Below are 25,692 nucleotides of genomic sequence, written 5' to 3'. Positions count from 1 at the left end.
GGCCGTACGTCCCGTACGGCTCCGCAGAGCCGCCGCACAGCGCGCACGGCTCCGCAGACCGGAGAACCTGATGGACACATCAACGCAGATAACCGACGCACCTCCCCCCGCACCACAGCCCACCGCCGACAAGCGCACCGCGCGCGGGGTCACCCGGCCCGGAGACCGGATCTTCCTCGGTCTCTCCCGCGGCTCCGGCATCCTGCTGCTGGTGATCATGGCCGCGATCGCGGCCTTCCTCACCTACCGCGCCTCCCTCGCGATCAGCGAGGACGAGGGCAACTTCCTCACCACCTTCCAGTGGGACACCAACGCCACTCCGCCGGTCTTCGGCATCGCCGTACTGGCCTTCGGCACGGTGGTCTCCTCGATCATCGCCATGGTCATCGCGGTCCCGATCGCGGTCGCCATCGCGCTGTTCCTCACGCACTACGCCCCGCGCAAGCTGAGCGGCGTGATCGCCTATGTGATCGACCTGCTCGCCGCCGTGCCGTCCATCGTCTACGGCCTGTGGGGCGCCCTGATCCTCGTGCCGCAGATGAACGGCCTCTTCGGCTGGCTGAACAACTACCTCGGCTGGACCGGCCTCTTCTCCTGGGAGGGCGGCCCCGCCCGCTCGATGCTGACCGTCGGCATCCTGCTCGCGATCATGATCCTGCCGATCATCACCAACGTGAGCCGCGAGGTCTTCCGCCAGGTCCCGCAGATGCACGAGGAAGCGGCCCTGGCGCTCGGCGCCACCCGCTGGGAAGTGATCCGCATGGCGGTCATCCCCTTCGGCCGCTCCGGCGTCATCTCCGCCTCGATGCTCGGCCTCGGCCGCGCCCTCGGCGAGACGATGGCCGTCGCCACCGTGCTCTCCCCGACCTTCGACATCCAGGCCAGCCTGCTCAACCCGGGCGGCGGCACGTTCGCGCAGAACATCGCCAGCAAGTTCGGTGAGGCCAGTGTCTTCGGCCAGGACGCGCTGATCGCCTCCGGTCTGGTCCTGTTCGTCATCACCCTGGTGGTCAACGGCGCGGCCCGCGCGATCATCGCCCGCCGCAAGGAGTACTCGGGGGCCAACGCATGAGCACCGCATCCATCACCCCGAAGGGCCCCGGCACCCTGCGCGGCGCCCGCCTGCCCAAGTGGTCCCCCTACGCCATCGCCGCCGGCTCCGTCGCCGTCGCGATCGGCATCGGCCTCGGCGCCGGCCTGGACAGCCGCGTCCAGTGGGGCCTGATCGCCGCGATCCTCTACGTCGTCGGCACATACGCCATCGCCACGGCCGTCGAGGGCAAGCGACAGGCCAAGGACCGCATCGCGACCTCCCTCGTCTGGGTCGCCTTCCTGCTCGCCGTCATCCCGCTGGCCTCGCTGGTGTGGTCGACGATCACGCGCGGTGTGAAGGTCCTCGACGTCTACTTCCTGACGCACTCCATGGGCATCGTCGCCGACACCGAGCCCGGCGGCGGCATCTACCACGCCATCCTCGGCACCCTGGAGCAGGTCGGTCTCGCCACGCTGATCGCCGCGCCGATCGGCGTGCTCACCGCGATCTACCTCGTGGAGTACGGCCAGGGCAAGCTCTCCAAGGCCATCACGTTTTTCGTCGACGTCATGACCGGCATCCCGTCGATCGTCGCGGGTCTGTTCATCCTCAGCCTCATGCTGATCTTCGAGATGCAGCCCTTCGGCTTCGCCGGCTCGCTGGCCCTGGCCATCCTGATGATGCCGGTCGTCGTCCGCTCCACGGAGGAGATGCTCAAGCTCGTCCCGAACGAGCTGCGCGAGGCCTCCCTGGCGCTCGGCGTCCCGAAGTGGCGCACCATCCTGAAGGTGGTCCTGCCGACCTCTATCGGCGGCATCACCACGGGCATCATGCTGTCGATCGCCCGCATCGCCGGCGAGACCGCCCCGGTCCTGCTGCTGGTGTGGGGCAACCCCTTGATCAACCCGAACCCGTTCGAGGGTGCGCAGGCCTCACTGCCGCTGTACATCTACCAGCAGTGGGCCAACAGCGCGGGCTCCGGTGCGGCGTACGACCGTGCCTGGGCGGCGTCGCTCACCCTGATCGCCTTCGTGATGATCCTGAACCTGGTGGCCCGCGGGATCGCCCGCTGGAAGGCCCCGAAGACCGGTCGCTGACGCGGCCATACAGCGACTGTCTGAGTCTGGAAGTGAAGTAGTGATGGCCAAGCGAATCGACGTAAGCGGACTGACCGCCTACTACGGCTCCCACAAGGCGATCGAGGACATCTCGATGACCGTCGAGCCGCGCTCGGTGACGGCGTTCATCGGCCCCTCCGGCTGCGGCAAGTCGACGTTCCTGCGCACGCTGAACCGCATGCACGAGGTGACGTCCGGCGGCCGGGTCGAGGGCAAGGTGCTCCTGGACGACGAGGACCTCTACGGCACGGGCATCGACCCGGTGTCCGTGCGCCGTGAGGTCGGCATGGTGTTCCAGCGGCCGAACCCGTTCCCCACGATGTCGATCTTCGACAACGTGGCGGCGGGCCTGCGGCTGAACGGCAGCTACCGCAAGAACGAGCTCGCCGACATCGTCGAGCGCTCCCTCAAGGGCGCGAACCTCTGGAACGAGGTCAAGGACCGCCTGAACAAGCCCGGCTCGGGCCTCTCCGGCGGTCAGCAGCAGCGTCTGTGCATCGCGCGGGCGATCGCGGTCGAGCCGAACGTGCTCCTCATGGACGAGCCCTGCTCGGCGCTCGACCCGATCTCCACCCTCGCCATCGAGGACCTGATCGGCGAGCTCAAGGAGCGCTTCACGATCGTCATCGTGACGCACAACATGCAGCAGGCGGCGCGCGTCTCCGACCGCACGGCGTTCTTCAACCTCTCGGCCGTCGGCCAGCCCGGCAAGCTCATCGAGATCGACGAGACGGAGCGCATCTTCTCCAACCCGTCGGTCCAGGCCACCGAGGACTACATCTCCGGCCGCTTCGGCTGATCCGGCTCGGCCGCCGAGACTCCTCGCGGTGCTGCATGGCGGTGCCACCGCGAGGCCGAAAAGGGCCCGCCCCTACTCCCAGGGGCGGGCCTTTCGCGTACTCGCTCAGCTGTCTACAGGAATGCCGGGTTCACGTTTCTACAGGAACGCCAGGTTCACGATCCCGAACGACGCCGCGGCGACCAGCGCGGCCGCCGGCATCGTGATGAACCAGCCGAGAATGATGTTCTTGGCGACGCCCCACCGCACGGCGTTCACGCGCTTCGTCGCGCCCACGCCCATGATCGCGGAAGTGATCACATGCGTCGTGGAGATCGGCGCCTTGAACAGGAACGCCGTGGTGAACATGATCGACGCGCCCGTGGTCTCCGCCGCGAACCCCTGCGGCGGGTCCAGCTCGATGATCTTCCGCCCCAGCGTCCGCATGATCCGCCAGCCACCGGCGTACGTGCCCAGCGACAGCATCACCGCACAGGCGATCTTCACCCACACCGGAATCGGATCGCCGTAGTCCTCGACATCCGCGATGACGAGCGCCATCACCACGATGCCCATCGTCTTCTGCGCGTCCTGCAGACCGTGCCCCAGCGCCATACCGGCGGCCGAGACGGTCTGGGCTATGCGGAAACCCCTCTTGGCCTTGTGGGGGTTGGCCTTGCGGAAGATCCACATGATCGCGGTCATCACCAGATAGCCGGCCAGCAGACCGACCACGGGAGAGATGAACATCGGGATGACGACCTTCTCCAGCACCCCGCTCCAGTAGACCGTCGTCCCGCCGGCCAGCGCCGCGCCCACCATGCCGCCGAAGAGCGCGTGCGAGGAGGACGAGGGCAGTCCGAAGTACCAGGTGATGAGGTTCCAGACGATCGCGCCCACCAGCGCGGCGAAGAGGATCCCCATCCCCTTCGACCCGACGGGCGTCTGGATCAGCCCCTCGCTGACGGTCTTGGCGACCCCGGAGCCCATGAACGCGCCGGCGAGGTTCATCACCGCGGCCATGGCCAGCGCGGCCCGCGGCGTCAGCGCCCGCGTGGACACGGACGTGGCGATCGCGTTCGCCGAGTCGTGGAAGCCGTTGGTGTACGTGAAGAAGAGCGCGACCGCGATGGTCACGACCAGAGCGAAGGTGTCCATGTAGGGCTCAGGACTCCTTGACGGCGATGGTCTCCACCGTGTTCGCCACGTGCTCGAACGCGTCCGCCGCCTCTTCCAGCACGTCCACGATCTGCTTCAGCTTGAGGACCTCCATGGCGTCGTACTTGCCGTTGAAGAGGTGCGCGAGCAGCTTGCGGTGGATCTGGTCGGCCTGGTTCTCCAGCCGGTTGACCTCGATCCAGTACTCGGTGAGGTTCTCCATCGTGCGCAGATGCGGCATCGCTTCGGCCGTCAGTTCGGCAGCGCGCGCCAGTACCTCGATCTGCTGGTCGACGCCCTTGGGCAGTTCCTCGACGTTGTAGAGGACGACCAGGTCGACGGCCTCCTCCATGAAGTCCATGATGTCGTCGAGGGACGAGGCGAGGGAGTAGATGTCCTCGCGGTCGAAGGGCGTGATGAACGAGGAGTTCAGCTGGTGGAAGATCGCGTGCGTGGCGTCGTCACCTGCGTGTTCCGCTGCCCGCATACGCTCTGCGATCTCGGCCCGGGCGGATGCGTCCGCCCCGAGCAGTTCCATCAGGAGCTTGGAGCCCGTGACGATGTTGTCCGCGGAGGCGGCGAACATGTCGTAGAAGCTCGTCTCCCTGGGGGTCAGACGAAAGCGCACGTTGGGGTCCTCGGGGTGCTTCGGTTTCGGTCTGGCTGATGCTAGGCGCATCATCCGGCCACGGCTATCGGGCCGCCCCCCAGTGTCGCCCATCGGGCACAGTGGTGAGCACGGGGGCGGTCCGAGGGGCCGTATACCCAGCAAAGTTCGGTACCATATACCCACTAGGGGTATATGTCGGCTCACTGCCCACCAGGAGGACCCGATGACGGACGTGACCGACGCCACCGATGTCGGAAATGTCACCGACACCGGCGTTCACGGGTACCACAAGCAGAAGGACGAACACCTCAAGCGCCTGCGCCGCATCGAGGGCCAGATCCGCGGCCTGCAGCGCATGGTCGACGAGGACGTCTACTGCATCGACATACTCACGCAGGTCTCCGCCTCCACCAAGGCCCTGCAGTCCTTCGCCCTGCAGCTGCTGGAGGAGCACCTGCGCCACTGCGTCGCCGACGCGGCCCTCAAGGGCGGCGACGAGATCGACGCGAAGGTGAAGGAGGCGACCCAGGCGATCGCCCGCATGCTGCGGACGTGAGCCGGTTACCTCCGGGCGGCCGAGGCGTCCCGCTCCTCGGCCACTTTCAGCACCTCGTCGATGCTCTGCATGCTGAGCCGCTCCTCGTGCGCGGCCGAGGCCGCGATGATCAGCTCTCCGCACAGCTCGATCTCGGCGAGGGCCACGTAGTCCTGAACTGCCGTACCGCCGACCGGAGCCACGTGCATCACCTCGTCTCTGCCGTTACCGACTTCCTAGAGTAGGGAGCGGCCTACACACCGCGCATGGCACGGACGGGCTAGTTCACGCCGGTCAGTTCTCGGCGATCTTGCCCGCGTAGATGTCGTCGTCGTCCGGCAACCGTACGCGCACCGAAGCCCCGAAAGCGTAGAGCAGCGTGGTCGAGGCGACGGCGACGGGGCTCTTCTGCTGCCCGCCCACGAAGCTGAACCGGTGCCGGACCTTGCGGAGGCGGCCCTCGTCGTCGAGGTAGGCGTCGAACGGCACCTCGGCCGTGGCGAACCCTTTCGCCGCCGCGGCCAGGGCTTCTTCGTTGGCGCCGGAGGCCCGCTTCGCGGCGACACCGAGATCGGCCGTCCCCCGGTAGTGCCGCACCCCGGTGCCCGCGACCTCGGTCCTGCCCACGTATGTCGCCGTCCGCGTCCCGCGCAGCACCTCGGCCGCCGCGAACGGATCGGTGACCCCGCCCGTGACGAGGTTCCCGTCGGACAGGGTCCGCGTGTCCACCCGCACCCACTTGTCCGGCGGCACACCGGCGCCCCGGTTCTTCATGAACAACGCCCCGGGCGCGAGCAGTTCGGTGATGGGCCGATGCTCCATGGCCCCCGCGGGATCCTGCGGCAGCAGCACCTTCAGCCGCCCCATCCGCTTGCGGTAGTCGTAGACCCCGGCGCCCCGGATGGTCACCCGGGTGCCGCCGGCCGCCATCTCCATCGACGTACGGGCCTTCGAACTCCCCGCCGCCACCAGCCGGTCGGCGGCCCGGTGCAGCACGACGACCGCGTCCCCGCCGCGGGAGTCACCGGCGGCCGCGTCACCGCCCGAACACCCGCCGGCCCCCAGCCCCGCCCCGGCCACGATCGCGGCCGCGACGACCGCCGCACCCGTCCGCCTGTGCCACCGTTCCCGCTGCCGCCCAGTCATCGCCTGCCTACCCCCAGCCGGTACGTCCGTCACGGGCCCCCTCGTTGCTCCGGATAACGACGGGTATGTGCCCCCCGTCACGCGAGTACGCGGCTGTGACCATGCAAGCCCTTTACCTGCGATGGGTAACGTGGTCCCCGTGGCGCAGCGGGACGGGCCGGAACACCTCACGACGACAACGGAGAAGGGCCGCTTCTGCATGGCCCACTGCACCTGCGGCTGGCGCGGCCCGGCCAGAAGAGCGAGAAGCCAGGCGCGCACGGACGCGGAGAAGCACGCGGCGGGCTGACAAGGCCGGACACCATGGAACCCCCACCTCCACGGCCCCGTCTCCCACGACGGAACCACCGGGAGGCCCCATGGAACGGCGTACATTCCTCGCAGCCGGCACGGCAGGCATAGCCGCAGCCGCGACACCCTTCACCACCGCCTGCACGAAGTCGGACACGGGCGCCGGGGCCAGAGCCACCGCCAGGACCGCGACCACCACCACGAAGTCGAACGTCACCGCGGCCAACTGGTCCGCCCTCGCCCGCGACCTCAACGGCCCCCTCGTCCGCCCGGGCGACTCCGCCTGGACCACGGCCCGGCAGCTGTACAACACCCGCTTCGACACCCTCAAGCCCGCCGCGGTCGCGTACGTGGACCACCCGGACGACATCCGCACGGCCCTGGCCTACGCCCGCGCCCACTCCTTGCGCGTGGCGATCCGCAACGGCGGCCACTCCTACGCCGGCTGGTCCTCGGGCGACGGCCGCCTGATCATCGACGTCTCGAAGCTCAACCGCGTCCGTTCCTCCGGCAGTACCGCGGTGGTCGGCGCCGGCGCCAAGCTCATCGACGTCTACCGCGCCCTCACCGCGAAGGGCGTCACGATCCCCGCCGGCTCCTGCCCCACCGTCGGCGTCTCCGGCCTCACCCTCGGCGGCGGACACGGCGTGGTCTCCCGCGCGTACGGCCTGACCTGCGACAGCCTCACCCAGGCCACGCTGATCACCGCGGACGGCAAGCAGCTCACCGCCAACGCCCGCGAGAACAAGGACCTCTTCTGGGCCCTGCGCGGAGCCGGCAACGGCAACTTCGGCGTCGTGACGGAACTGCACTTCAAGACCCACCCGGCACCGCAGGGCGTCTCGGCGTATCTGTCCTGGCCCTCGTCGAAGGCGGCCGCGGTAGTGAAGGCCTGGCAGGAGTGGGGCCCGTCACAGCCGGACGAGATCTGGTCGTCCCTCCATCTGGCGAGCGCCGCCGGCGGCAGGCCGACCGTCTCCGTCGCGGCGTTCTCCCTCGGGACCTACGGCGAGCTCAAGAACGCGGTCGACCGCCTCGCCGACCGCGTCGGCGCCCCGGCGAGCAGCGTCTCCCTGAAGCGGCGCTCCTACGAGGAGTCGATGGAGGTGTACGCCGGCTGCTCCTCGTTCCCGACGGACGCCCAGTGCCATCTGCCGGGCTCGACCCCGGGCCGTTCCCCGAAGGGCGCGCTGGGCCGCGAGACCTACGCCGCGGCATCGGACTTCTTCGACCGCTCCCTCTCCGCCGCCGGCATCCGCACGCTGCTGTCCCAGATCAGCTCGGTACGCGGCGGCACGGGCAGCATCGCGCTCACCGCGCTGGGCGGAGCGGTGAACCGCGTCTCCCCGACGTCCACGGCCTTCGTCCACCGCCGCTCGCGCATGCTGGCCCAGTACATCGCCGCCTGGCGCCCGGGCACGACGGGCGCCACGGCCCGCGACTGGCTGGCCTCGGCCCACAAGTCCATGCGCCCCCACGCCTCGGGCGCGGCCTACCAGAACTACACGGACCCGACCCTGACGAACTGGCGCAAGGCGTACTACGGAGACGCGGCAAGCCGCCTGACAAAACTGAAGAACGAGTACGACCCGAACCGCTTCTTCACGTACCCACAGGCGCTATAGGCGCCCAGCTGACCCAGCTGACCCAGCTGCGGGCAATCGTGCCGCCAAGGGCGGCACGGGTGGGCGGTGGGGGTCCCCCCGCTCGAGCGAAGCCGAGAGTGGGGGAGGCACCCCGCTCCGCCGGGCTGCGCACCCATCCGCCCTCAGCAGCGACGCCGGTCACTACGCAGCAAGGTCCCGCTCAGAAGCCGACTCCCGCCGCGCCCCGGGAATCACCGCACCCTCCCCGTCAACGCCCCCACGCCCACGAGCCCGCACAAGCCACCCCGCCCGAGGCGACCGCTCAACCGCCCGAGTCACCGGCGTCAGCAACGCCATCGCCACCGGCGACAACAGCAACGCCACAGCCGTACCCAGCGCGAACCCGCCCACGACATCCGTCGGGTAGTGCACACCCATGTAGACACGGATGAACCCGCCGAACACCGCCAGCACCAACGCGACGAGCCCGAACTTCCGGTTGGCGACAAACAGCCCCACCGCCAGCGCCATGACGAGCGTCGCGTGGTCGCTCACGAACGAGTAGTCGGTCTTGCCACTGACGAGCACCTCGAGCCCCTGATGGTCGAGGAACGGCCTCGGCCGCTCCACGAACCCCCGTATCGGGACGTTCACCAGCACGGCGATCCCCGCCGCCAGCGGCGCCCAGATCAGCGCCGCGACGGAGGACGCCGCGTCCTCGTCCCCCCGGCGCCGCACGGTCCACCAGCACCAGACCACGAGCAGGACGATGGCGAGCAGCAGCCCGTACTCGCCCACGAACTCCATGACCCGGTCGAACCACCCTGGCGCGTCCTTGGCCAGGCCATTGATGTCGTACAGCAGGTCGACGTCAGGGTTCGACCCGGATTCGGCGAGTCCAGCCATGGTGCTGCGGCCCCTTCGTCGTCTCTCCCGGCGCACCTGTGCGTACGCCGCTCCTGCCACCCCCGTGGTTGTAGATCCGCTTCCGCACTGACGTCCGCTCGGCTACGTCATCAGGAACGCACGGTCCCCGTTGATACGTTCCACACTCCACCGAATGATCACGCAGACGTTATCGAAGAGAGATACGTCTTCGCAGCTCAGGGGGTGGGTTCACGCTCGGCTCACACCGTGGTGGGCAGTGCTTTCGCGCCATCTTCGGTGACTCGCGTGGCTCCGAAGTAATCGGGGGTGTCGATCGGGTCGAACCGGATCACAGCACCTGTACGCGGCGCGTCGATCATGTACCCGCCTCCGACATAAATACCGACATGCCGGATGGCCCGTGAATTGGTGGGGTCGTCCGAGAAGAACACGAGGTCGCCGGGGAGCAGTTCGTCCCGGCTCGGGTGCGGGCCCGCGTTGTACTGGTCGTTGGCGACGCGCGGGAGCTTGATGCCCACGGTCTCGTAGGCGGCCTGGGTCAGTCCCGAGCAGTCGAAGCGTCCGCCCTGCTCAGCGGTACCGGTGCCGCCCCACAGATAGGGCGTGCCGAGCTTCTTCTGCGCGTACTCGATCGCGCCGGCGGCCTGCTCGGAGGGGTCGACCCGTCCGACGGGCGCCGCGAAGCTCTCCGAGAGCGTCGTGATCCTCTTCACGTAGTTCCGGGTCTCGGTGTACGGCGGAACGCCCCCGTACTTGATCACCGCGTACGCCCCGGCGTTGTACGCGGCCAGCATGTTTTCAGTCAGATTCCCGCCGACCTTCTTCACGTACGAGGCGAGTTCGCAGTCGTACGAGGCGGCGGAGGGAATCGCGTCCTTGGGGTCCCAGACGTCCCGGTCCCCGTCCTTGTCCCCGTCGATGCCGTGCGAGGCCCAGGTGCCGGGAATGAACTGCGCTATCCCCTGCGCGGCGGCGTGGCTCTGCGCCCTCGGGTTGAACCCGCTCTCCTGGTAGAGCTGGGCGGCGAGCAGGGCCGGGCTGATGGCGGGGCAGAGGTTGCCCCACTTCTGCACAAGGCCCGAGTACGCGGCGGGCACCGCCCCCTTGGCCAGTGCCTTCGCCCCACCGCCCACGCCGTTGGCCAGGTTCCCGGCGACGATGTAGACCCCGACGACGAGCAGCATCACGAAGGCCAGGGCGGAGCTGATCGCAACACCCGCCACGATCCATGCCTTACGCACCGTCAACCGCCCCTCACCGCACGCGAGTCCGTCGCCTGGTCAGTGTAGAGGGGGCTGCCGCACTCAGGAATGATCACGAAGAGGAGAGTCGGGGGCGGAAAGAAGAACCGGCCACGGCACGTGCGGCACGGCGGAAGCACGCCCGGGGGAACCGGCGCACGGGGTCGTCACAGGAGCGGGTCGCTCGGGTCGCTCGCCCCTCTTACGCCGGTTCGCCCACGGTCAGCGGGAACAGCGTGCCCGTCAGCTCCTCCGACACCCGCCACAGCCGGCGGGCCGTCAACGGGTCGCTGGCCGCGCGGGAGCGGCCCACCAGGGTCGGGCCGCCACGCATCTCGCCCAGGCCGTCGGGTCCCACGTAGCTCGCGCCGGGCAGGTCCTGGGTGGCGGCGTAGAGGGTGGGGAGGGCGCCCGCCCGGTCGTCCTGCGCGAGGAACCTGTTGCCGAGGCGCATGAAGGCGCGCGCCGCCAGGCTGGCCGCGTGGCTCTGGAGGTTGGTGGCCGAGTAGCCGGGGTGGGCGGCCAGGGCGCGGACGGGGGAGCCCGACTCCGCCAGCCGGCGCTGGAGTTCCAGGGTGAACAGGAGGTTCGCCAGCTTGGACTGGGCGTAGGCGCGCTGCGGGGTGTAGCCCGTCGTCAGGTCCAGGTCGTCGAAGCCGATCCGCGCGCCGCCCCAGCGGTGGGCGCCGGAGGAGACCGTGACGACGCGGTCGGTGATGTGCGGGAGCAGCAGGTTGGTCAGGGCGAAGTGACCGAGATGGTTCGTGCCGAACTGCATCTCGAAGCCGTCCTTGGTGTGCTGCCTGGGGAGCATCATCACGCCGGCGTTGTTGATCAGCGCGTGCAGCGGCTCCCGCCAGGCCTCGGCGAACTCCCGCACGGAGGAGAGGTCCGCCAGGTCCAGGCGCCGCACCTCGGCGCTGCCGTGCACCCTTGCCGCCGCGGCGCGCCCCCGCTCCGGATCCCGTACGGCGAGGACGACATGCGCCCCGGCCCGGGCCAGCGCGTCGGCCGCGGTGAGACCGATGCCGCTGTTGGCGCCGGTGACGACGACGGTCCGGCCGGCGAGGTCGGGCAGGCGGCGCGCGTTCCATGTCTCGTTGCTCTTCTTCTCAGCCATACCCACGAATGTAGGCGCCGACAACAATGCTGTCAATGACAACAATGATGTCGGTATCAACATCGGGATACGATGGTGCCCATGCCCGAGAGCCGCCCCTACCACCACGGAGACCTGCGCTCCACCCTGCTCGCCGGCGCCGAGCGCACCCTGCGGGAGAAGGGGGCCGGCGCGCTCTCGCTGCGCGAACTGGCCCGCGAGGCCGGTGTCAGCCATGCCGCGCCCGGCCGCCACTTCAAGGACAAGCAGGCCCTGCTCAACGCCCTGGCACTCGCCGGATACGACCGGCTGGGCCAGGCCCTGACCGGCGCCGACGACTCCGCCCTCCCGCTGGAGCGGCGGCTGACCGCCCTCGCCCGGGCCTATCTCGCCTTCGCGATCGACAACGCCGAGCTGCTGGAGCTCATGTACGCCCGCAAGCACGAGCCGGACGCCTCGGAGCAGATGGCCGCGGCCGTCGACCGGACGGTGGGCTCCCTGGAGCGGGTCATCGCCGACGCCCAGGAGCGCGGCGAGATCATCGCGGGCGACCCGCGGCACCTCACCCTGCTGACCGGCGCCACCCTCCAGGGCATCGCCTCCTTCGCTGCGGGCGGCATGCTCGCCCCCGAGGCGGCCCTGGACGGCATCGAGGAGCTCGTCCACCTCCTCCTGCACGGCCTCAAGCCCCGCTGATCCCGGGCCCCTTGGTCAAGCCGCGCCCAACCCCCGGCCATCGAGCCGCCATCGACCGGTAAGCCCGGTCTCCCCTTCAGTAAGGCGGAAGTCAGGATTCCGAAAGCCGTCTTGTTGTCACGTACTCAACAAGCGATCGTCGTCGCGGGTCGCCGCCCCCGCCGGGAACCGCACCGGCGGACCCCCCGCCCGCAGGCCTCTGTCCACCACTGCCAGGAGGCTGTACCTTGCGCACGACATCGCCCAACACCCCCTCCACCCGCCGCAGACGGCTCCGCACCGCCTCCGCCGTCACCGCCACCGCCGCACTCCTGCTCACCGGCCTCACCACCGCCGCCACCACCGCCCAGGCCCAGGCCCAGACCCAGATCCAGGCCCAGGAGAACTCCTCCAAGGTCACCTGGACGCGGTCCTGCGCTCTCCCTCAGCACAAGAACGAGATGGCCTGCAACGCCCTGCGCGTCACGGGCGGCCGCACCGCCTTCCAGCAGCAGCACGGCATCTCGGCCAAGGCCGCCGAGGCCTCCTCCCCCTCCGGCTACGGCCCCTCCGACCTCCAGGACGCCTACGGCCTGGCCTCCGCCGCCGCCGGCAACGGCTCCGGCCGCACCATCGCCATCGTCGACGCCTACGACGACCCCAACGCCGAGTCGGACCTCGCCACCTACCGCTCGCACTACGGCCTGCCCGCCTGCACCACCGCGAACGGCTGCTTCAAGAAGGTGAGCCAGACCGGCTCCACGACCTCCCTCCCCACCGCCGACAGCGGCTGGGCCGGCGAGATCTCCCTCGACCTCGACATGGCGAGCGCCGTCTGCCCGAACTGCCACATCACGCTCGTCGAGGCCAAGTCCGCCTCCATGACCAACCTGGGCACCGCCGTCAACGAGGCCGTCGGCCTGGGCGCCAAGTACGTCTCCAACAGCTACGGCGGCGGCGAATCCTCCTCCGACCCGACGTACGACTCCTCGTACTTCGACCACCCTGGTGTCGCCATCACCGTCAGCGCGGGCGACGCGGGCTACGGCGCCGAGTACCCGGCGGCCTCCAAGTACGTGACGGCCGTCGGCGGCACCAAGCTCACCACCTCCTCCACCACCCGCGGCTGGACCGAGAGCGTCTGGAAGACCAGCAGCACCGAAGGCACCGGCTCCGGCTGCTCCGCCTACGACGCCAAGCCCGCCTGGCAGACCGACACCGGCTGCGCCAAGCGCATGATCGCCGACGTCTCGGCCGTAGCCGACCCGGCGACCGGTGTCTCCGTCTACGACACCTACGGCGCCGACGGCCAGGGCTGGGCCACCTACGGCGGCACCAGCGCCTCCGCCCCGATCATCGCGAGCGTCTACGCCCTGGCCGGCACCCCCTCCAGCGGCTCCTACCCGGCGAAGTTCCCCTACGCGAACACCTCCGCCCTGAACGACGTCACCAGCGGCTCCAACGGCAGCTGCACCACCGGCTACTTCTGCACCGCCCGGACGGGCTACGACGGCCCGACCGGCTGGGGCACTCCCGAGGGACTCGGCGCCTTCACCGGCTGACCCCTCCCCTCCCGTGACAGAACGTCACCGGGGAACGGGCCGCAGCATCCCAGCCGCGGCCCGTTCCCCGCGTTAGGTAGCCTTCACCCGGAGAACACGGGCGCGACCTTTCACCCGACCGACCGTCAAAAACGGTCCGTAAAGGTGACACAGGACGTAAAAAGGCACAACGACGGAACCTCACGACAGGTTTCGCTCAGGCCTCATTGCCCGTCGTGACCTGCCGTGATACACAGAGTGACCATACGATCCTTCGCACACAGTCCGTCGCCTCCCCTAGGGGCCGGCGCGAAACGGTGGCAAGGTATTCGTACGAAACCCGCCAATCAATGACGCCAAGTCGACATCCGACAGCGTCATTGTCGGCGAGAATGAGGCCTGACCTCTGCACGACCGCAGAGGGTGCGGAACTACCCAACAGGGGCGGTGACTTACATGCTCTTTGCGGCCGATAAGGGAGACATCAACACGATCATCGGCGGGATCGCTCCGGACTGGGGCCCCTTCGGCAGCCTGGGCAACGAGGCCAAGGTGATGATCGAGGTCGTGATGGCGGTCGCCATTCTGCTCTGCCTCGGCATCGCCATCTGGGGCGCGGCGAAGCAACGCATCGGCGCGACGGCCCTCCGGGACACCTTCAGCGCCGAACAGGGCAAGGGCCTCATCATCGCCGGCCTCACCGGAGTCTTCATCATCGGCTCCCTCGGCACGCTGTTCACCATCGTGTACGGCATGGCCGTGTAGCCCGGGCACCGTCCGCCCGGCCGGGCACGCCCGGCTCCCTCTCCATCCCACCCGCCCGTCGTGCCCACCGGCTGAGGTTGCGTTTCCCTGATGTCGAGTCACCACACCGCGCCCGCGCGGGAACCAGCACGGCTACCGTCGTACGAGGAGTATGAGAAGTACGACCGGTACCAAGTGTTTCCGCACGACGTCGAGGGGGCGTACGCGGCATGAGTCTCGGTGACGAGCACGAGGCCTCCGGCGGCTACGGCGGCACGGGCCAGACCCGCACCCGCCTGCCCGACACCGGCCCCGACGCCTACGGCACCCCCCGCCGCGGCCCCCGCTCCTCGTCCCGCAGCCTGGTCACGGTGGTCGGCGTAGTGGTCCTCCTCCTCGCGGCAATCGCCTTCGCGAACCGCGGGGGTGGGGATTCCGACAAGAGCGACACGACCGGCAACAAACCGGAGACATCGGCCACGGCGCCCTCGGGCCAACGCCCCGTCCAGTCCAAGTCGGGCGGCATCCCGTCGGGCTTCGCACAGAGCCAGGAGGGGGCGGAGAGCGCGGCGGCCAACTACGCCGTGGTGCTGGTCTCGGCCGACATCCTCAAGCCCGCGCGGCGCACCGATATCGTCCGCCAGGTGTTCGACGCCGGCCGAGTCTCCGAGCTGGAGAAGAATCTCGACCAGGTGTACGACAAGGCGTTCCTCGACAAGGTCGGCCTGAACGAGAACGGCGAAGCGCCTCAGGGCAGCACGTACGTCTCCCGCACCATGCCGGTCGGCACCAGAACCACCGAATACTCGGGCAGCGCCGCCACCGTCGAGGTCTGGTGCACGGGCGTGTTCGGGATGACGGGGGAGAGCTCGCAGAACCCGGTCACCAACGACTGGTTCACAATGACCCTGCGGTTGCGCTGGACCGACGGCGACTGGAAGGTCGACAGCTTCTCCCAGAAGGAAGGCCCCGCGCCGGTCAACGGCGACAACAAGGTGTCGACGTCGGACGACATCTCGAAGGCCGTCGAGGAGTTCGGAGGGTTCACGTATGCCCGGTAGCCCGCGCCGCGCAGTCAAGCTCGCCGCCACCCTCACAGCCGTACAGACCACCGTGGTCCTGCTCGCCGGCCGAGCGGTCGCGGCGCCCACGCCCTCGCCCACGCCCAGCGACGACAACTGCTCCCTGCTCTCCGGCAGGGCCAGAGAGATCTGCGAAGGCGACACCGGCAGCGGCGGAGGGGGCGGCGGCGGCACCTCCCGCCTCGACCCCACCTCCACCCTCGACCCCCTCTCCTCCCTCGCCAAGGGCTGCGCCGAAGCCGCCTCCTGGACCGTCGACAAGCTCAGCGACGCCGTGAAGGAGACGGCCAACGTCGACTTCACCAACCCCAAGTTCCTCCAGCAATACGCCGTCGTCTTCGCCGCCTCGACGATCCTCACGCTCCTGCTCTGGCTCCTCGCCGTGGCCAAGCGAGCCGTCCGCGGCGTCCCCCTCGCCACCGCCATCGGCGAAGCCATCGGCTTCCTCTGGCTGACCGTCCTGGCCTCCGCCTTCACCCCCCTGATCCTCTACACCGTCGTATCCGCCACGGACGGCATCACCGAGGTCCTCGCGAAAGCCACCGGCGACCAGACCGACGCCTTCTTCGGCACGTTCTCCGAGGCCCTCAAGAAGGGCGAGGACATCGGCGGCGGCCCGATCATGCTGATCGTCGTCTCCCTGGTCAGCATCCTCGCCGCGGGCGTCCTCTGGCTGGAGCTCGTCATCCGCGCCGCCCTGCTCTACGTCGGCGCCCTCCTCGGCACCGTCGTCTACGCCGGCCTCGTCGACAAGAACCTGTGGGGCCACGTCCGCCGCTGGGCGGGCATCATGATCGCGGTGATCCTGATCAAGCCCGTCATCGTCATCGTGCTCGGCCTCGCCGGCGCGCTCTCCGCCGACGACGGCCCGGACGCCTTCTCCGCCGTCGTCTCCGGCCTCGCCATCATCCTGCTCGCCATCTTCGCCAGCGCGATGATCTACCGCTTCGTCCCCGGCTTCGGCGACGAGATCGCCGGCTCCCGCAACAACCGCCTCATGCAGGGCGCCGAGAGCAAGGCCGCCGCGGTCATCAGCTCCCCCGCGACCCTGGTCGCCCAGGGCATCAAGACCCACAGCTCCCGCGCGGACAACAAGGGCGGCTCAGGCGGCCAGTCCTCCGCCCCCCGCCCGAACAACCCCGCCTCCGGCGGAGTCGCCGCGCACAGCTCGCGCCCCTCGAACGGCGGCGGCGGATCTGTCCCCTCCGCCGCACCCGCACCCCGTTCGAGCAGCCCCGTCAACACTCCCCACGCCAGCAACACCCGCAACAGCAGCAGCAATCGCACGGGAGGTGAAGGGCGTTGACGACCGAGTCCCACGTGTCCCATCCGGTCACGCCCCGCCGTACATATCTGATCGGCCGCGCCCGGCCGAACGCGATCATCGGCCGCAACCGCGAGACCGGCGAGATCGCCCTGATCGTCGTGGGCGCGTTCCTCGGCATGATGTGCGGACTTCTCGTCCCCGTGCTGTCCCTGCGCATCGTGCTGCTGGCCGGGTTCCCGATGCTGGCGCTGGCCGCGGTGTACGTGCCGTTCAAGCACCGCACGTTCTACAAGTGGTTCGAGATCAACCGCAGCTACAAGCGGACCCTCAAGCAGGGCACCACCTACCGCTCGAACGCCGTCGAGGCCGGCACCCGGCTGGACGGCCGTGAGGTCGAGGTCGGACCGCCCCCGGGCATCGGCCGCGTCACCTGGCTGGCCGCCCCCTTCGGGCCCGACGAGATCGCCGTACTGCTGCACGCCGACCGCAAGACCGTCACCGCCGCCATCGAGATCGAGGGCCCCGGCGTCGGCCTGCGCGACTCCGAGGACCAGGAAGCCCTGGTCGACCGCTTCGGCACCCTGCTCAAGCACGTGGCCAACGGCGACGGCTTCGTCACCCGCCTCCAGATGCTCGCCCGCACCCTCCCCGCCGACCCGGACGCACACGCCAAGGACGTCTCCATCCGCGGCGACGAGAAGGCACCCCCGTGGCTGCAGCAGTCCTACGACCAGCTCCAGTCGATGGTGTCGACCAGCAGTGAGCAGCACCGCGCCTACCTTGTCGCCTGCATGCACTACACGCGCGAGCTCGCCGCCGAGGCCAACGCCATGGCCCGCGCGGCCCGCAGCCGCGGCGGCAAGGTCGACCGGGACGCCGGACTCGCCGTCGTCATGGCCCGCGAGCTGACCGACATCTGCTCGCGCCTTCAGGAGGCCGACATCCGCGTACGGCAGCCGCTCGGTCAGGGGCGGCTGTCCTCGCTGGTCCACTCCATGTACGACCCGGACCACCCGATCGACCACATCCAGGCGATGTCCAAGCGCAATGCCTGGCCGGCCGAGCTGGACGCCATGGAGCCCACGTATCTCCAGGCCAAGACCCGGGAGTCCAGCACCCGCGCCCCCTGGTGCCACGCCACCGCCTGGGTGAAGGAGTGGCCGATGACCCCCGTCGGCGTCAACTTCCTCGCCCCGCTACTCGTCCACACCCCGGACGTCATCCGCACGGTCGCCGTCACGATGGACCTCGAACCCACCGAGATCGCCATCGAGCGCATGCTCACCGAGAAGACCAACGACGAGGCCGAGGCGTCCCGCGCCGCCAAGATGAACCGCACCGTCGACCCGCGCGACGTGGCCGCGAACTCCCGGCTCGACCAGCGCGGAGAGGACCTCGCCAGCGGCGCGGCCGGCGTCAACCTCGTCGGCTACATCACCGTCTCCTCCCGCTCCCCCGACGCCCTCGCCCGCGACAAGCGGACGATAAGGGCCTCGGCCGGAAAGTCGTACCTGAAGCTGGAATGGTGCGACCGCGAGCACCACCGCGCCTTCGTGAACACCCTTCCCTTCGCCACCGGCATTCGGAGGTAGGACCTGATGCGGGACCCGCTGTCCGTCCTCACCGACGCCTTCACGTCCTTCCTCTTCGGGAAGGTCGAGACCACCAGGCTCCCGGTGCGCACGTCCACGGGCCAGGCCCAGGCGGTCTACCTGCCGACGGCGGCCCCGGGCCTCGGCGACTCCGGCGTCATCATCGGCCGCGAGGTGTACTCCGGAAAGGGCTACATCTACGACCCCTTCCAGCTGTACGGGCAGCAGCTCCCCGCCCCCCACTGGCTGGTCCTCGGCGAGTCCGGCAACGGCAAGTCGGCGCTGGAGAAGACGTACGTCCTGCGCCAGCTGCGCTTCCGCGACCGCCAGGTCGTCGTCCTGGACGCCCAGGGCGAGGACGGGGTGGGTGAATGGAACCTCATCGCCCAGGAGCTGGGGATAACCCCCATCCGCCTGGACCCCATGGCCGCTCTGGACATGGGCATCCGCCTGAACCCCCTCGACCCGGCGATCACGACGACGGGCCAGCTCGCGCTGCTCCGGACGATCATCGAGGTCGCGATGGGCCACGGCCTGGACGAACGCTCCGGCTTCGCCCTGAAGGTCGCGCACGCCTACGTCAACGAGACCATCGTCGACCGCCAGCCGGTCCTCACCGACATCGTCGAGCAGCTACGGCACCCCGAGCCGGAGTCCGCGGAGGCGATGAACGTCGCCATAGACGACGTACGGGCCTGGGGCCTGGACGTCGCCCTGGTCCTGGACCGCCTGGTCGACGGCGACCTCCGAGGCATGTTCGACGGCCCGACGACGGTCGGCATCGACCTCGACGCGCCCCTCATCGTCTTCGACCTCTCCCACATCGACCGCAACTCCATCGCCATGCCCATCCTCATGGCGATCGTCGGCGTATGGCTGGAGCACACCTGGATCCGCCCCGACCGGAAGAAGCGCATCTTCCTGGTCGAGGAGGCCTGGCACATCATCAACAGCCCCTTCGTGGCGCAGCTCTTCCAGCGCCTGCTGAAGTTCGGCCGACGCCTCGGCCTGTCCTTCGTCGCGGTCGTCCACCACCTCTCGGACGTCGTCGACGGCGCGGCGGCGAGAGAAGCGGCAGCCATCCTGAAGATGGCGTCGACCAGGACGATCTACGCCCAGAAAGCGGACGAGGCGCGGGCGACGGGCAGAGTGCTGGGCCTCCCCCGCTGGGCTGTCGAGATCATCCCGACCCTCACCCCCGGCATCGCCGTCTGGGACGTCAACGGCAATGTCCAGGTCGTCAAACACCTGGTCACGGAGACGGAACGCCCACTGGTCTTCACCGACCGCGCGATGACCGAGTCCTCCGCCGACCTCGCGGACGACGACGCCCTGCGCGCCGCCGAACTGGAGGCGGAGGAACGGGCAGCGGCCTTCGTGGAACACCACCTGGGCGACTCCGAATCGACGGTGGCGTAGAGGGAGAACGCGTGAGACCGGACGACCGCCGCACCCAGCGGGACAGCCAGGGAGGCATCCCCGACGGCCTGCTGATCGGCATACTCGCGTTCCTCCTCGGCATGACCGTGCTGGCGTGGACGGCCACCGGCCTCGCCGCACTGTTCGCGCACGGCTCCTGGCCGTCCGGCGTCACCTTCGCCCGCACCCCCCTCGCCATGCGCGGCCTCATCGCCCAGCCCCACGACATCCCCGGCGCCTGGCCGGACACACCCCCCGCCGAGCTCTCCGGCTACGGCCTCTTCTGGGGCCTGTTCATCGGCCAGTTGATGATCCTGGTCGTCCTGACGGTCTTCGTGATGGGCACACTGGCCCGGTGGCGGGCGGTCCGTGCGAGGCGCCGGGAGGAAAGGCTCCTGGCAGCGGAGGAACGGCCGGCGCCGACGCAGCACGAGGTGCCGCAACCGGCGCAGGAACCCGTGTCCACCGCGGTGCAGCACGAGGTACCGACACCCCGCTCCCAGCCCCTGGAGCCGGCACCAGGCCCGACGGCACCGCCCGCCCCGGCCCCGACGGCAACCGCCCCCGCGCCCCCGGCACCTCTGTTCGCCCAGGAACAGGTGGGCGGGTGGGAAAAGATCCTCGTAGCCCCAAGGGAAACCCGCCGAACCACCGCAGCCCAAGCGGTACGCGACGCGGAAGGCCCCTCCCTCGTCGTCACGTCGAACCCCACCCTCTGGCACGACACGAAAGACGCCAGATCCAAACTCGGCCCCACCCACCTCTACGACCCCGCCCACCTCTGCGACACCCCGTCCCGCCTCCACTGGTCCCCCACCGCCGGCTGCGAGGACAAGGCAACGGCAACCCGACGAGCCGCCGCACTCCTCACCCCCGTCCGCCCCACCGCCAAACTGGACCAAGCCCTCAGCGACACCGCCGAGATACTCCTGCGGAGCTACCTGCACGCCGCAGCCATCGACGGCCGCACCATCCGCCACGTCCACCGCTGGTCCCAGGGCACCCAGATCCAGGACGCCGTACGCATCCTCCGCACCAGCCCCAAGGCCGCCCCCGGCGCCGCGGGCGAACTCGAAGGCGCCCTCACCGCCCACCCCGAACGCCGGGACATGGCCCAGCAGTTGACCACCCGAGCCCTCACGGCCCTCTCCACGGTCAACATCCGCGAGGCCTGCACTCCCAACCGAAGTGATGCCCTCGCCTTGGATTCCTTCGTCCACGAAGGGGGCACGCTTTATGTGGTGGGGGAATCCATCGAGGACCCCAGGACGAATCCGGGCGCGATGCCCCTCCTGACGGCCCTCGTCTCCAGCGTGGTCGAGCGCGGCCGGCACATGGCCGAACGGTCATCCTCCGGTCGCCTCGACCCACCAATGACGCTCGTCCTGGACGACGTCGCGGCCGTGGCTCCGCTTCCCCAACTGCCGGAGCTCCTGGCCACCGGAGCGGACCGGGGCATGCCGACCCTGGCCCTGCTCCGGTCCCGCGAACAGGGCCGCGCCCGCTGGCCGCACGACGAACTACCCGTCTAGGCCCCGTCACTCCCGCTCGAGCACGAACTCCAACTCCCGCTCTCCCGCGTCCCCCAGAGGCACGGTCACCCCACTCGGCAGGAACCCGGCCCGGCGATAGAACCGCTGCGCCCGCCCGTTCTCCTCGTGCACGATGAGCCGCACCCGCTCGAGACCCTGCGCCCACGACCACTCCAGGGCCGCGTCGAACAGCACCTCGGTCAGCCCGCTCCCGCGCTCCTCGGGCCGTACGAACACCGCGACGACATGCCCCTGCTTCCGCTCCACCTCGAACCCGGCCCAGTCCGTCGTCCCTGGCTCCTCCACGAGCACGGTCAGCGTCCCCACCCACTGCCCGTCCGGCCCCTCGGCGATGATCTGCTGCGCCGCGTCCGCCCCTTCGGACGCCCGCGCGGTCCGCTCCTGCCAGAGGGAGTCCGGCTTGGCCACGGCCTCCTCGTACGTCTCCAGAAAGGCCAGGTGCGCCACCGGGTCCCGCAACGCCGCGAGCCGCAGCTCCTTCGCCGCGGGCCACTCATCAGCACGGACGGACCGGATCACATAGCTCATGCGGCCCACGGTAGTACCCGGGTACGACACCCCTCACCCCGATTCCCCCCGCCGGTCCGACGCCCGCCGCCCCCGCACGCACGAGCATCGAAGCATGCTGACGGCACACGAACTGACCAAACGCTACGGCGACCGGACAGTCGTCACGGACCTGTCCTTCACCGTCCGCCCCGGCACCGTCACCGGCTTCCTCGGACCGAACGGCGCCGGCAAGTCCACGACCATGCGGATGATCCTCGGCCTCGACGCCCCCACCCGCGGCCACGCGACCGTGGGCCAACGCTCCTACGCCGCCCACCCCGCGCCCCTCACCGAGGTCGGCGCCCTGTTGGAGGCCCGCTCGGTCCACCCCGGCCGCACCGCCTACCACCACCTGCGCGCCCTCGCCCACACCCACGGCATCCCCCGCACCCGCGTCGACCAGGTCCTCGCCCTCACGGACGTCGCCCACCGCCGCGTCAAGGGCTTCTCCCTCGGCATGGGCCAACGCCTCGGCATCGCCGCCGCCCTCCTCGGCGACCCGGCCACCGTCGTCCTCGACGAACCGGTCAACGGCCTGGACCCCGAGGGGGTCCTGTGGATCCGCACCCTCCTCAAGTCCCTCGCCGCCGAGGGCCGTACGGTCTTCGTCTCCTCCCACCTGATGAGTGAGATGGCCCTCACCGCCGAGCACCTGGTCATCATCGGCCGCGGCCGCCTCCTCGCCGACACCACGGTCACCGACTTCGTACGCGACTCCGGCGCGGGCACCACCAAGGTCGTCACCCCGGAGGCCGGCCCCCTCGTGGACCTCCTCACCGCCCCCGGAATCGACATCACCGCCGACACCCCCGGCACCCTCCAGGTCCGCGGCACGGACGCCGAACACATCGGCCGCACAGCAGCCGCCCACGGCATCCCCCTCTACGAACTGACCCCGAGCACCGCCTCCCTGGAGGAGGCCTTCATGGACCTCACCCGCGACGCGGTCGAGTACACAGCGACCCTGGAAGGAGCGGCAGCATGACCACGACGACCCTCACCTACCGCGTGACCCCGGCCCGCGTGCTGCGCTCCGAGTGGCACAAGCTCTGGACCCTGCGCTCCACCTGGATCACCCTCGTCGCCACCAGCGCCCTCACCGCCGCCATGGGCGCGGGCCTGGGCGCCGCCTACGACGGCACCGGCGAAGGCGAGATGGACACGGTCCTCTTCGTCCTCCTCGGCACCCAGTTCGCCCAGATCAACCTCGGCGTCCTGGGCATCCTGGCCACCGCCGGCGAGTACTCCACAGGCCAGATCCGCGCCACGATGACCGCCGTCCCCCGCCGCCTGCCCGTCCTGTGGTCCAAGGCCGCCGTCCTGGCCGCGGTGGCGTTCCCCCTCACCCTGGCGACGAACCTCCTCACCTTCCCCCTCGCCCAGTCCTTCCTCTCCGGCACCGACCAGTCCGCCTCCCTGGGCGACCCGGGCGTCCTGCGCGCCCTCGCCGGCAACGCGGCCGGTCTCACCCTGCTCGCCGTCCTCGCCCTCGCCATCGGCGCCCTGCTCCGCTCGGTCCCGACGGCCATCGGCGCCTTCATCGGGCTCGTCATGATCCTCCCGGAGATCCTGGCCATGCTCCCGTACGAGTTCGTCGGCGACGCCGTCCGCCACTTCCCCGGCAAGGCCCTGGAGGCCCTCACCACCGCCCAGCCCATGCCCGGCGCGATCTCCCCGAGCGGGGCCCTGCTGGCCATGCTCCTGTGGACGGCGGCGACCCTCGCGGTAGCGGCGACGGTCCTACGTCGCCGAGACGTCTGACACGCGGTACCGAGAGCCATCACGATGGACCCCGTGACGGAAGACAGGGCGCCGGAGCCCCTCACCGACTACGCCCACCGCATCACCCACAAGGTGCGCGCCTTCGACCTACGCCACCCGCTGCTGTGGGACCTGCACTTCACCGGCTTCTGGGTGACGGCGGCCCTGATCGACTACGGCGGTGGCTGGCGCCACAACGCGCACAACCTGGACGTCCCCAACTGGCTTCTGTTCACCATGAGCCTCGGCCTCTCAGCACCCCTGCTCCGACGCCGCACCCACCCCGGCACCGTCCTGGCCGTGATGGCGCCCTTCGCCCTCGTCAACGCATGGACCGGCGCCGCGCTCCAGGCAGCCCTGCTCCAGCTGGCCGTGATCTACCACATCGCTCTGCGCCGTTCCCTGCGCGACCTGTGGTGGGCCACGGCCCTGGTGATGGCCCCGGTCCTCGTCTCGGTCACCCGCTACGGCGAGGGCAGCTGGGACCAGCAGATCGGCTCACAGCTGATGTCCATCACCGTGGCCGTCCTCATCGGCATCACGGTCCGCACCCGCCGCAACTACACCGAGGCCCTGGAGGACCGCGCCCGCCGTCTGGAGACCGAGCGCGACCAGCAGGCCCAGCTGGCCACCGCCGCCGAACGCGCCCGCATCGCCCGCGAGATGCACGACATCATCGGCCACAACCTCTCCGTCATCACCGGCCTCGCCGACGGCGGCAGATACGCCGCCGCCAAGTCCCCCGAGCGTGCCGGCCAGGCCCTGGACGCCATCGCCACCACCAGCCGCCAGGCCCTGACCGAACTCCGCCGCCTCCTCGACGTCCTACGGGAGGAGGAGAAGAACCAAGCCGAACTCACACCCCAACCCGGCCTCACCGACCTCGACCAACTCCTCGACGGCGTACGCTCCGCGGGCCTCCCCGTCCGCACCACCACCCACGGCACCCCCACACTCCCCCCGGGCCGCCAGCTCACCGTCTACCGCGTCATCCAGGAAGCCCTCACCAACACCCTCAAACACGCCGGCCCCGGCGCCACCGCGGAGATAGAGCTGTCCTACGAGGAGAAGGCCGCCGTCACCGTGCAGATCACTGACACCGGCACCGCCCGCGGGACGGACGTTCCTCCCCGAGCCGGCCGTGGACTCCCCGGAATGCGCGAGCGAACCGCCTTGTACGGCGGCACACTTGAGGCCGGCCCTCGCCCGCACCCGGACCAGGGCTGGCACGTCCGTCTCCATCTCCCGGAGGAAACCCCGCAGTGACCACGGTCCTCATCGCCGACGACCAGCCCCTCCAGCGCTTCGGCTCCCGCATGCTTCTGGAGAGCCAGGACGACATGACGGTCGTCGGCGAGGCCGCGAACGGCAGCGAAGCGGTCCGCATGACGGCGGAACTCCACCCCGACGTCGTCCTCATGGACATCCGCATGCCCGGCCTGGACGGCATCGAGGCGACCCGCCGCATCGCCGCCGCCGGCGACCGCACCCGCATCCTGATCGTCACCACCTTCGACCTGGACGAATACGCCTACGCCGGCCTCCGCGCCGGCGCCTCCGGATTCCTGGTCAAGGACGCCCAGCCTGAGGAACTACTCTCCGGTATCCGCGCGGTGGCCACCGGCGACGCGGTCGTCGCCCCCAGCCTGACCCGCCGCCTCCTGGACGCCTACGTCCACCACCTGCCGACCGACTCCTCGACGGAGGACCTGCCCCAAGAGGACGCACGCCTCACGTCCCTAACCGACCGGGAACGCGAAATCCTCACGGTCATCGGCAGGGGCTGGACGAACACGGAGATAGCCACACGCCTCCACCTGGCCGAGTCGACGGTGAAAACCCACGTGGGCCGCATCCTCGCGAAAACGGGCTCTCGAGACCGCATTCAGGCGGTCATCCTGGCGTACGACACGAAGCTGGTAGAGCCGTCATAAACGCAGAAAACCCCCGCATCCGAAGATGCGGGGGTTTTCTCAATATTTGTTCGGCGGCGTCCTACTCTCCCACAGGGTCCCCCCTGCAGTAC

Annotated in this window: 26 protein-coding genes; 18 read left to right on the top strand and 8 right to left on the bottom strand. The window is 69.8% G+C overall.

The annotated features are described in order from the left end of the window. The first annotated feature begins 70 nt into the window (after positions 1–70). The 3 genes from pstC to pstB are packed head-to-tail and all read left to right on the top strand — an operon-like array spanning position 71 to position 2,950. Complete coding sequence (gene pstC, locus ACFT32_RS28215) at positions 71–1,072, top strand: phosphate ABC transporter permease subunit PstC (RefSeq protein ID WP_382494764.1); 1,002 nt, start codon at positions 71–73, stop codon at positions 1,070–1,072. Continuing rightward, positions 1,069–2,130, top strand: a complete 1,062-nt coding sequence (gene pstA, locus ACFT32_RS28210; RefSeq protein ID WP_382494761.1) for a phosphate ABC transporter permease PstA — start codon at positions 1,069–1,071, stop codon at positions 2,128–2,130. The genes pstC and pstA overlap by 4 nt, the downstream gene beginning before the upstream one ends. 43 nt (positions 2,131–2,173) lie before the next feature. Continuing rightward, a complete protein-coding gene (gene pstB, locus ACFT32_RS28205) occupies positions 2,174–2,950 on the top strand; it encodes a phosphate ABC transporter ATP-binding protein PstB (protein ID WP_382494758.1) in 777 nt (258 codons plus the stop codon). Positions 2,951–3,088: 138 nt separating this feature from the next. Here the strand turns inward: pstB and ACFT32_RS28200 are convergent, their stop codons facing one another. After that, on the bottom strand, positions 3,089–4,087 hold the full coding sequence (locus ACFT32_RS28200; RefSeq protein WP_382494755.1) for an anion permease: 999 nt from the start codon (positions 4,085–4,087) through the stop codon (positions 3,089–3,091). A 7-nt stretch (positions 4,088–4,094) separates the two neighbouring features. Next, positions 4,095–4,715 carry a DUF47 domain-containing protein gene (locus ACFT32_RS28195; RefSeq protein ID WP_059418711.1) on the bottom strand — a complete coding sequence of 207 codons (621 nt, stop codon included), beginning with the start codon at positions 4,713–4,715 and terminating at the stop codon, positions 4,095–4,097. 205 nt (positions 4,716–4,920) lie between these two features. Here ACFT32_RS28195 and ACFT32_RS28190 point away from each other — a divergent pair, with 205 nt between their 5' ends. Next, positions 4,921–5,253: a metal-sensitive transcriptional regulator gene (locus tag ACFT32_RS28190; protein WP_382494753.1), complete on the top strand. Its 333-nt coding sequence runs from the start codon at positions 4,921–4,923 to the stop codon at positions 5,251–5,253. Positions 5,254–5,258: 5 nt separating this feature from the next. On the opposite strand, the gene ACFT32_RS28185 is transcribed toward ACFT32_RS28190, so the two are convergent. Both ACFT32_RS28185 and ACFT32_RS28180 read right to left on the bottom strand, forming a co-directional pair. Beyond that, entirely contained in the window at positions 5,259–5,441 is a 183-nt protein-coding gene (locus tag ACFT32_RS28185; RefSeq protein WP_382494751.1) for a hypothetical protein, read from the bottom strand. Positions 5,442–5,526: 85 nt separating this feature from the next. Beyond that, complete coding sequence (locus ACFT32_RS28180) at positions 5,527–6,378, bottom strand: hypothetical protein (RefSeq protein ID WP_382494750.1); 852 nt, start codon at positions 6,376–6,378, stop codon at positions 5,527–5,529. 139 nt (positions 6,379–6,517) lie between these two features. Here ACFT32_RS28180 and ACFT32_RS28175 point away from each other — a divergent pair, with 139 nt between their 5' ends. Beyond that, a complete protein-coding gene (locus tag ACFT32_RS28175) occupies positions 6,518–6,667 on the top strand; it encodes a hypothetical protein (RefSeq protein ID WP_382494748.1) in 150 nt (49 codons plus the stop codon). 70 nt (positions 6,668–6,737) lie between these two features. Then, a complete protein-coding gene (locus ACFT32_RS28170; RefSeq protein ID WP_382494745.1) occupies positions 6,738–8,294 on the top strand; it encodes an FAD-binding oxidoreductase in 1,557 nt (518 codons plus the stop codon). Positions 8,295–8,456: 162 nt separating this feature from the next. Here the strand turns inward: ACFT32_RS28170 and ACFT32_RS28165 are convergent, their stop codons facing one another. The 3 genes from ACFT32_RS28165 to ACFT32_RS28155 form a co-directional block, all read right to left on the bottom strand. Beyond that, positions 8,457–9,161: a phosphatase PAP2 family protein gene (locus ACFT32_RS28165; protein WP_382494742.1), complete on the bottom strand. Its 705-nt coding sequence runs from the start codon at positions 9,159–9,161 to the stop codon at positions 8,457–8,459. A 221-nt stretch (positions 9,162–9,382) separates the two neighbouring features. After that, entirely contained in the window at positions 9,383–10,390 is a 1,008-nt protein-coding gene (locus tag ACFT32_RS28160) for an NlpC/P60 family protein (protein WP_382494739.1), read from the bottom strand. A 196-nt stretch (positions 10,391–10,586) separates the two neighbouring features. Beyond that, positions 10,587–11,504 (bottom strand): oxidoreductase, encoded by a 918-nt coding sequence (locus tag ACFT32_RS28155; protein WP_382494736.1) that lies wholly within the window; start codon positions 11,502–11,504, stop codon positions 10,587–10,589. Positions 11,505–11,576: 72 nt separating this feature from the next. Between ACFT32_RS28155 and ACFT32_RS28150 the strand changes: the two genes are divergently transcribed. The 8 genes from ACFT32_RS28150 (at position 11,577) to ACFT32_RS28115 (ending at position 21,335) form a co-directional block, all read left to right on the top strand. Next, a complete protein-coding gene (locus ACFT32_RS28150) occupies positions 11,577–12,179 on the top strand; it encodes a TetR/AcrR family transcriptional regulator (RefSeq protein ID WP_382494734.1) in 603 nt (200 codons plus the stop codon). A 227-nt stretch (positions 12,180–12,406) separates the two neighbouring features. Then, on the top strand, positions 12,407–13,720 hold the full coding sequence (locus ACFT32_RS28145; RefSeq protein ID WP_382494731.1) for a peptidase S8: 1,314 nt from the start codon (positions 12,407–12,409) through the stop codon (positions 13,718–13,720). Between the two features lie 435 nt (positions 13,721–14,155). Continuing rightward, positions 14,156–14,464 (top strand): hypothetical protein, encoded by a 309-nt coding sequence (locus ACFT32_RS28140; RefSeq protein WP_003991275.1) that lies wholly within the window; start codon positions 14,156–14,158, stop codon positions 14,462–14,464. 209 nt (positions 14,465–14,673) lie between these two features. Further along, positions 14,674–15,504: a hypothetical protein gene (locus ACFT32_RS28135; RefSeq protein WP_382494728.1), complete on the top strand. Its 831-nt coding sequence runs from the start codon at positions 14,674–14,676 to the stop codon at positions 15,502–15,504. Then, positions 15,494–16,831 carry a hypothetical protein gene (locus ACFT32_RS28130; protein WP_382494725.1) on the top strand — a complete coding sequence of 446 codons (1,338 nt, stop codon included), beginning with the start codon at positions 15,494–15,496 and terminating at the stop codon, positions 16,829–16,831. Before ACFT32_RS28135 ends, ACFT32_RS28130 begins: the two co-directional genes overlap by 11 nt. After that, on the top strand, positions 16,828–18,384 hold the full coding sequence (locus ACFT32_RS28125) for an SCO6880 family protein (RefSeq protein ID WP_382494722.1): 1,557 nt from the start codon (positions 16,828–16,830) through the stop codon (positions 18,382–18,384). The genes ACFT32_RS28130 and ACFT32_RS28125 overlap by 4 nt, the downstream gene beginning before the upstream one ends. Before the next feature lie 6 nt (positions 18,385–18,390). Continuing rightward, the gene (locus ACFT32_RS28120; RefSeq protein WP_382494720.1) at positions 18,391–19,803 is read left to right on the top strand and encodes an ATP-binding protein; all 1,413 of its coding nucleotides are present in this window, start codon (positions 18,391–18,393) and stop codon (positions 19,801–19,803) included. Between the two features lie 11 nt (positions 19,804–19,814). After that, positions 19,815–21,335, top strand: a complete 1,521-nt coding sequence (locus tag ACFT32_RS28115; RefSeq protein WP_382494717.1) for a type IV secretory system conjugative DNA transfer family protein — start codon at positions 19,815–19,817, stop codon at positions 21,333–21,335. A 6-nt stretch (positions 21,336–21,341) separates the two neighbouring features. Here the strand turns inward: ACFT32_RS28115 and ACFT32_RS28110 are convergent, their stop codons facing one another. After that, the gene (locus ACFT32_RS28110) at positions 21,342–21,884 is read right to left on the bottom strand and encodes a GNAT family N-acetyltransferase (protein ID WP_382494715.1); all 543 of its coding nucleotides are present in this window, start codon (positions 21,882–21,884) and stop codon (positions 21,342–21,344) included. Positions 21,885–21,978: 94 nt separating this feature from the next. On the opposite strand from ACFT32_RS28110, the gene ACFT32_RS28105 reads away from it, so the two are divergent. From ACFT32_RS28105 to ACFT32_RS28090, 4 genes are read left to right on the top strand one after another with little or no spacing between them, the layout of a single operon-like run. Beyond that, positions 21,979–22,890 (top strand): ATP-binding cassette domain-containing protein, encoded by a 912-nt coding sequence (locus ACFT32_RS28105; RefSeq protein ID WP_382494712.1) that lies wholly within the window; start codon positions 21,979–21,981, stop codon positions 22,888–22,890. After that, a complete protein-coding gene (locus ACFT32_RS28100; protein ID WP_382494709.1) occupies positions 22,887–23,666 on the top strand; it encodes an ABC transporter permease in 780 nt (259 codons plus the stop codon). Before ACFT32_RS28105 ends, ACFT32_RS28100 begins: the two co-directional genes overlap by 4 nt. Positions 23,667–23,690: 24 nt before the next feature. Further along, positions 23,691–24,932, top strand: a complete 1,242-nt coding sequence (locus ACFT32_RS28095) for a sensor histidine kinase (protein WP_382494706.1) — start codon at positions 23,691–23,693, stop codon at positions 24,930–24,932. Then, positions 24,929–25,600, top strand: a complete 672-nt coding sequence (locus ACFT32_RS28090; protein ID WP_382494703.1) for a response regulator — start codon at positions 24,929–24,931, stop codon at positions 25,598–25,600. The genes ACFT32_RS28095 and ACFT32_RS28090 overlap by 4 nt, the downstream gene beginning before the upstream one ends. The last annotated feature ends 92 nt before the right edge of the window (positions 25,601–25,692 follow it).

Origin of the sequence: Streptomyces sp. NPDC057002 (assembly GCF_042673825.1) — a bacterium.
GTDB lineage: Bacteria > Actinomycetota > Actinomycetes > Streptomycetales > Streptomycetaceae > Streptomyces.
This window is presented reverse-complemented; position numbering and strand designations above follow the sequence as displayed.

Bases quoted from the DNA above. Each gene is read 5' to 3' on its own strand.
- pstC (WP_382494764.1), top strand. From the start codon at position 71: ATGGACACATCAACGCAGATAACCGACGCACCTCCCCCCGCACCACAG.
- pstA (WP_382494761.1), top strand. From the start codon at position 1,069: ATGAGCACCGCATCCATCACCCCGAAGGGCCCCGGCACCCTGCGCGGC.
- pstB (WP_382494758.1), top strand. From the start codon at position 2,174: ATGGCCAAGCGAATCGACGTAAGCGGACTGACCGCCTACTACGGCTCC.
- ACFT32_RS28200 (WP_382494755.1), bottom strand. From the start codon at position 4,087: ATGGACACCTTCGCTCTGGTCGTGACCATCGCGGTCGCGCTCTTCTTC.
- ACFT32_RS28190 (WP_382494753.1), top strand. From the start codon at position 4,921: ATGACGGACGTGACCGACGCCACCGATGTCGGAAATGTCACCGACACC.
- ACFT32_RS28185 (WP_382494751.1), bottom strand. From the start codon at position 5,441: ATGCACGTGGCTCCGGTCGGCGGTACGGCAGTTCAGGACTACGTGGCC.
- ACFT32_RS28180 (WP_382494750.1), bottom strand. From the start codon at position 6,378: ATGACTGGGCGGCAGCGGGAACGGTGGCACAGGCGGACGGGTGCGGCG.
- ACFT32_RS28170 (WP_382494745.1), top strand. From the start codon at position 6,738: ATGGAACGGCGTACATTCCTCGCAGCCGGCACGGCAGGCATAGCCGCA.
- ACFT32_RS28165 (WP_382494742.1), bottom strand. From the start codon at position 9,161: ATGGCTGGACTCGCCGAATCCGGGTCGAACCCTGACGTCGACCTGCTG.
- ACFT32_RS28155 (WP_382494736.1), bottom strand. From the start codon at position 11,504: ATGGCTGAGAAGAAGAGCAACGAGACATGGAACGCGCGCCGCCTGCCC.
- ACFT32_RS28150 (WP_382494734.1), top strand. From the start codon at position 11,577: ATGGTGCCCATGCCCGAGAGCCGCCCCTACCACCACGGAGACCTGCGC.
- ACFT32_RS28140 (WP_003991275.1), top strand. From the start codon at position 14,156: ATGCTCTTTGCGGCCGATAAGGGAGACATCAACACGATCATCGGCGGG.
- ACFT32_RS28135 (WP_382494728.1), top strand. From the start codon at position 14,674: ATGAGTCTCGGTGACGAGCACGAGGCCTCCGGCGGCTACGGCGGCACG.
- ACFT32_RS28130 (WP_382494725.1), top strand. From the start codon at position 15,494: ATGCCCGGTAGCCCGCGCCGCGCAGTCAAGCTCGCCGCCACCCTCACA.
- ACFT32_RS28120 (WP_382494720.1), top strand. From the start codon at position 18,391: ATGCGGGACCCGCTGTCCGTCCTCACCGACGCCTTCACGTCCTTCCTC.
- ACFT32_RS28110 (WP_382494715.1), bottom strand. From the start codon at position 21,884: ATGAGCTATGTGATCCGGTCCGTCCGTGCTGATGAGTGGCCCGCGGCG.
- ACFT32_RS28105 (WP_382494712.1), top strand. From the start codon at position 21,979: ATGCTGACGGCACACGAACTGACCAAACGCTACGGCGACCGGACAGTC.
- ACFT32_RS28100 (WP_382494709.1), top strand. From the start codon at position 22,887: ATGACCACGACGACCCTCACCTACCGCGTGACCCCGGCCCGCGTGCTG.
- ACFT32_RS28095 (WP_382494706.1), top strand. From the start codon at position 23,691: ATGGACCCCGTGACGGAAGACAGGGCGCCGGAGCCCCTCACCGACTAC.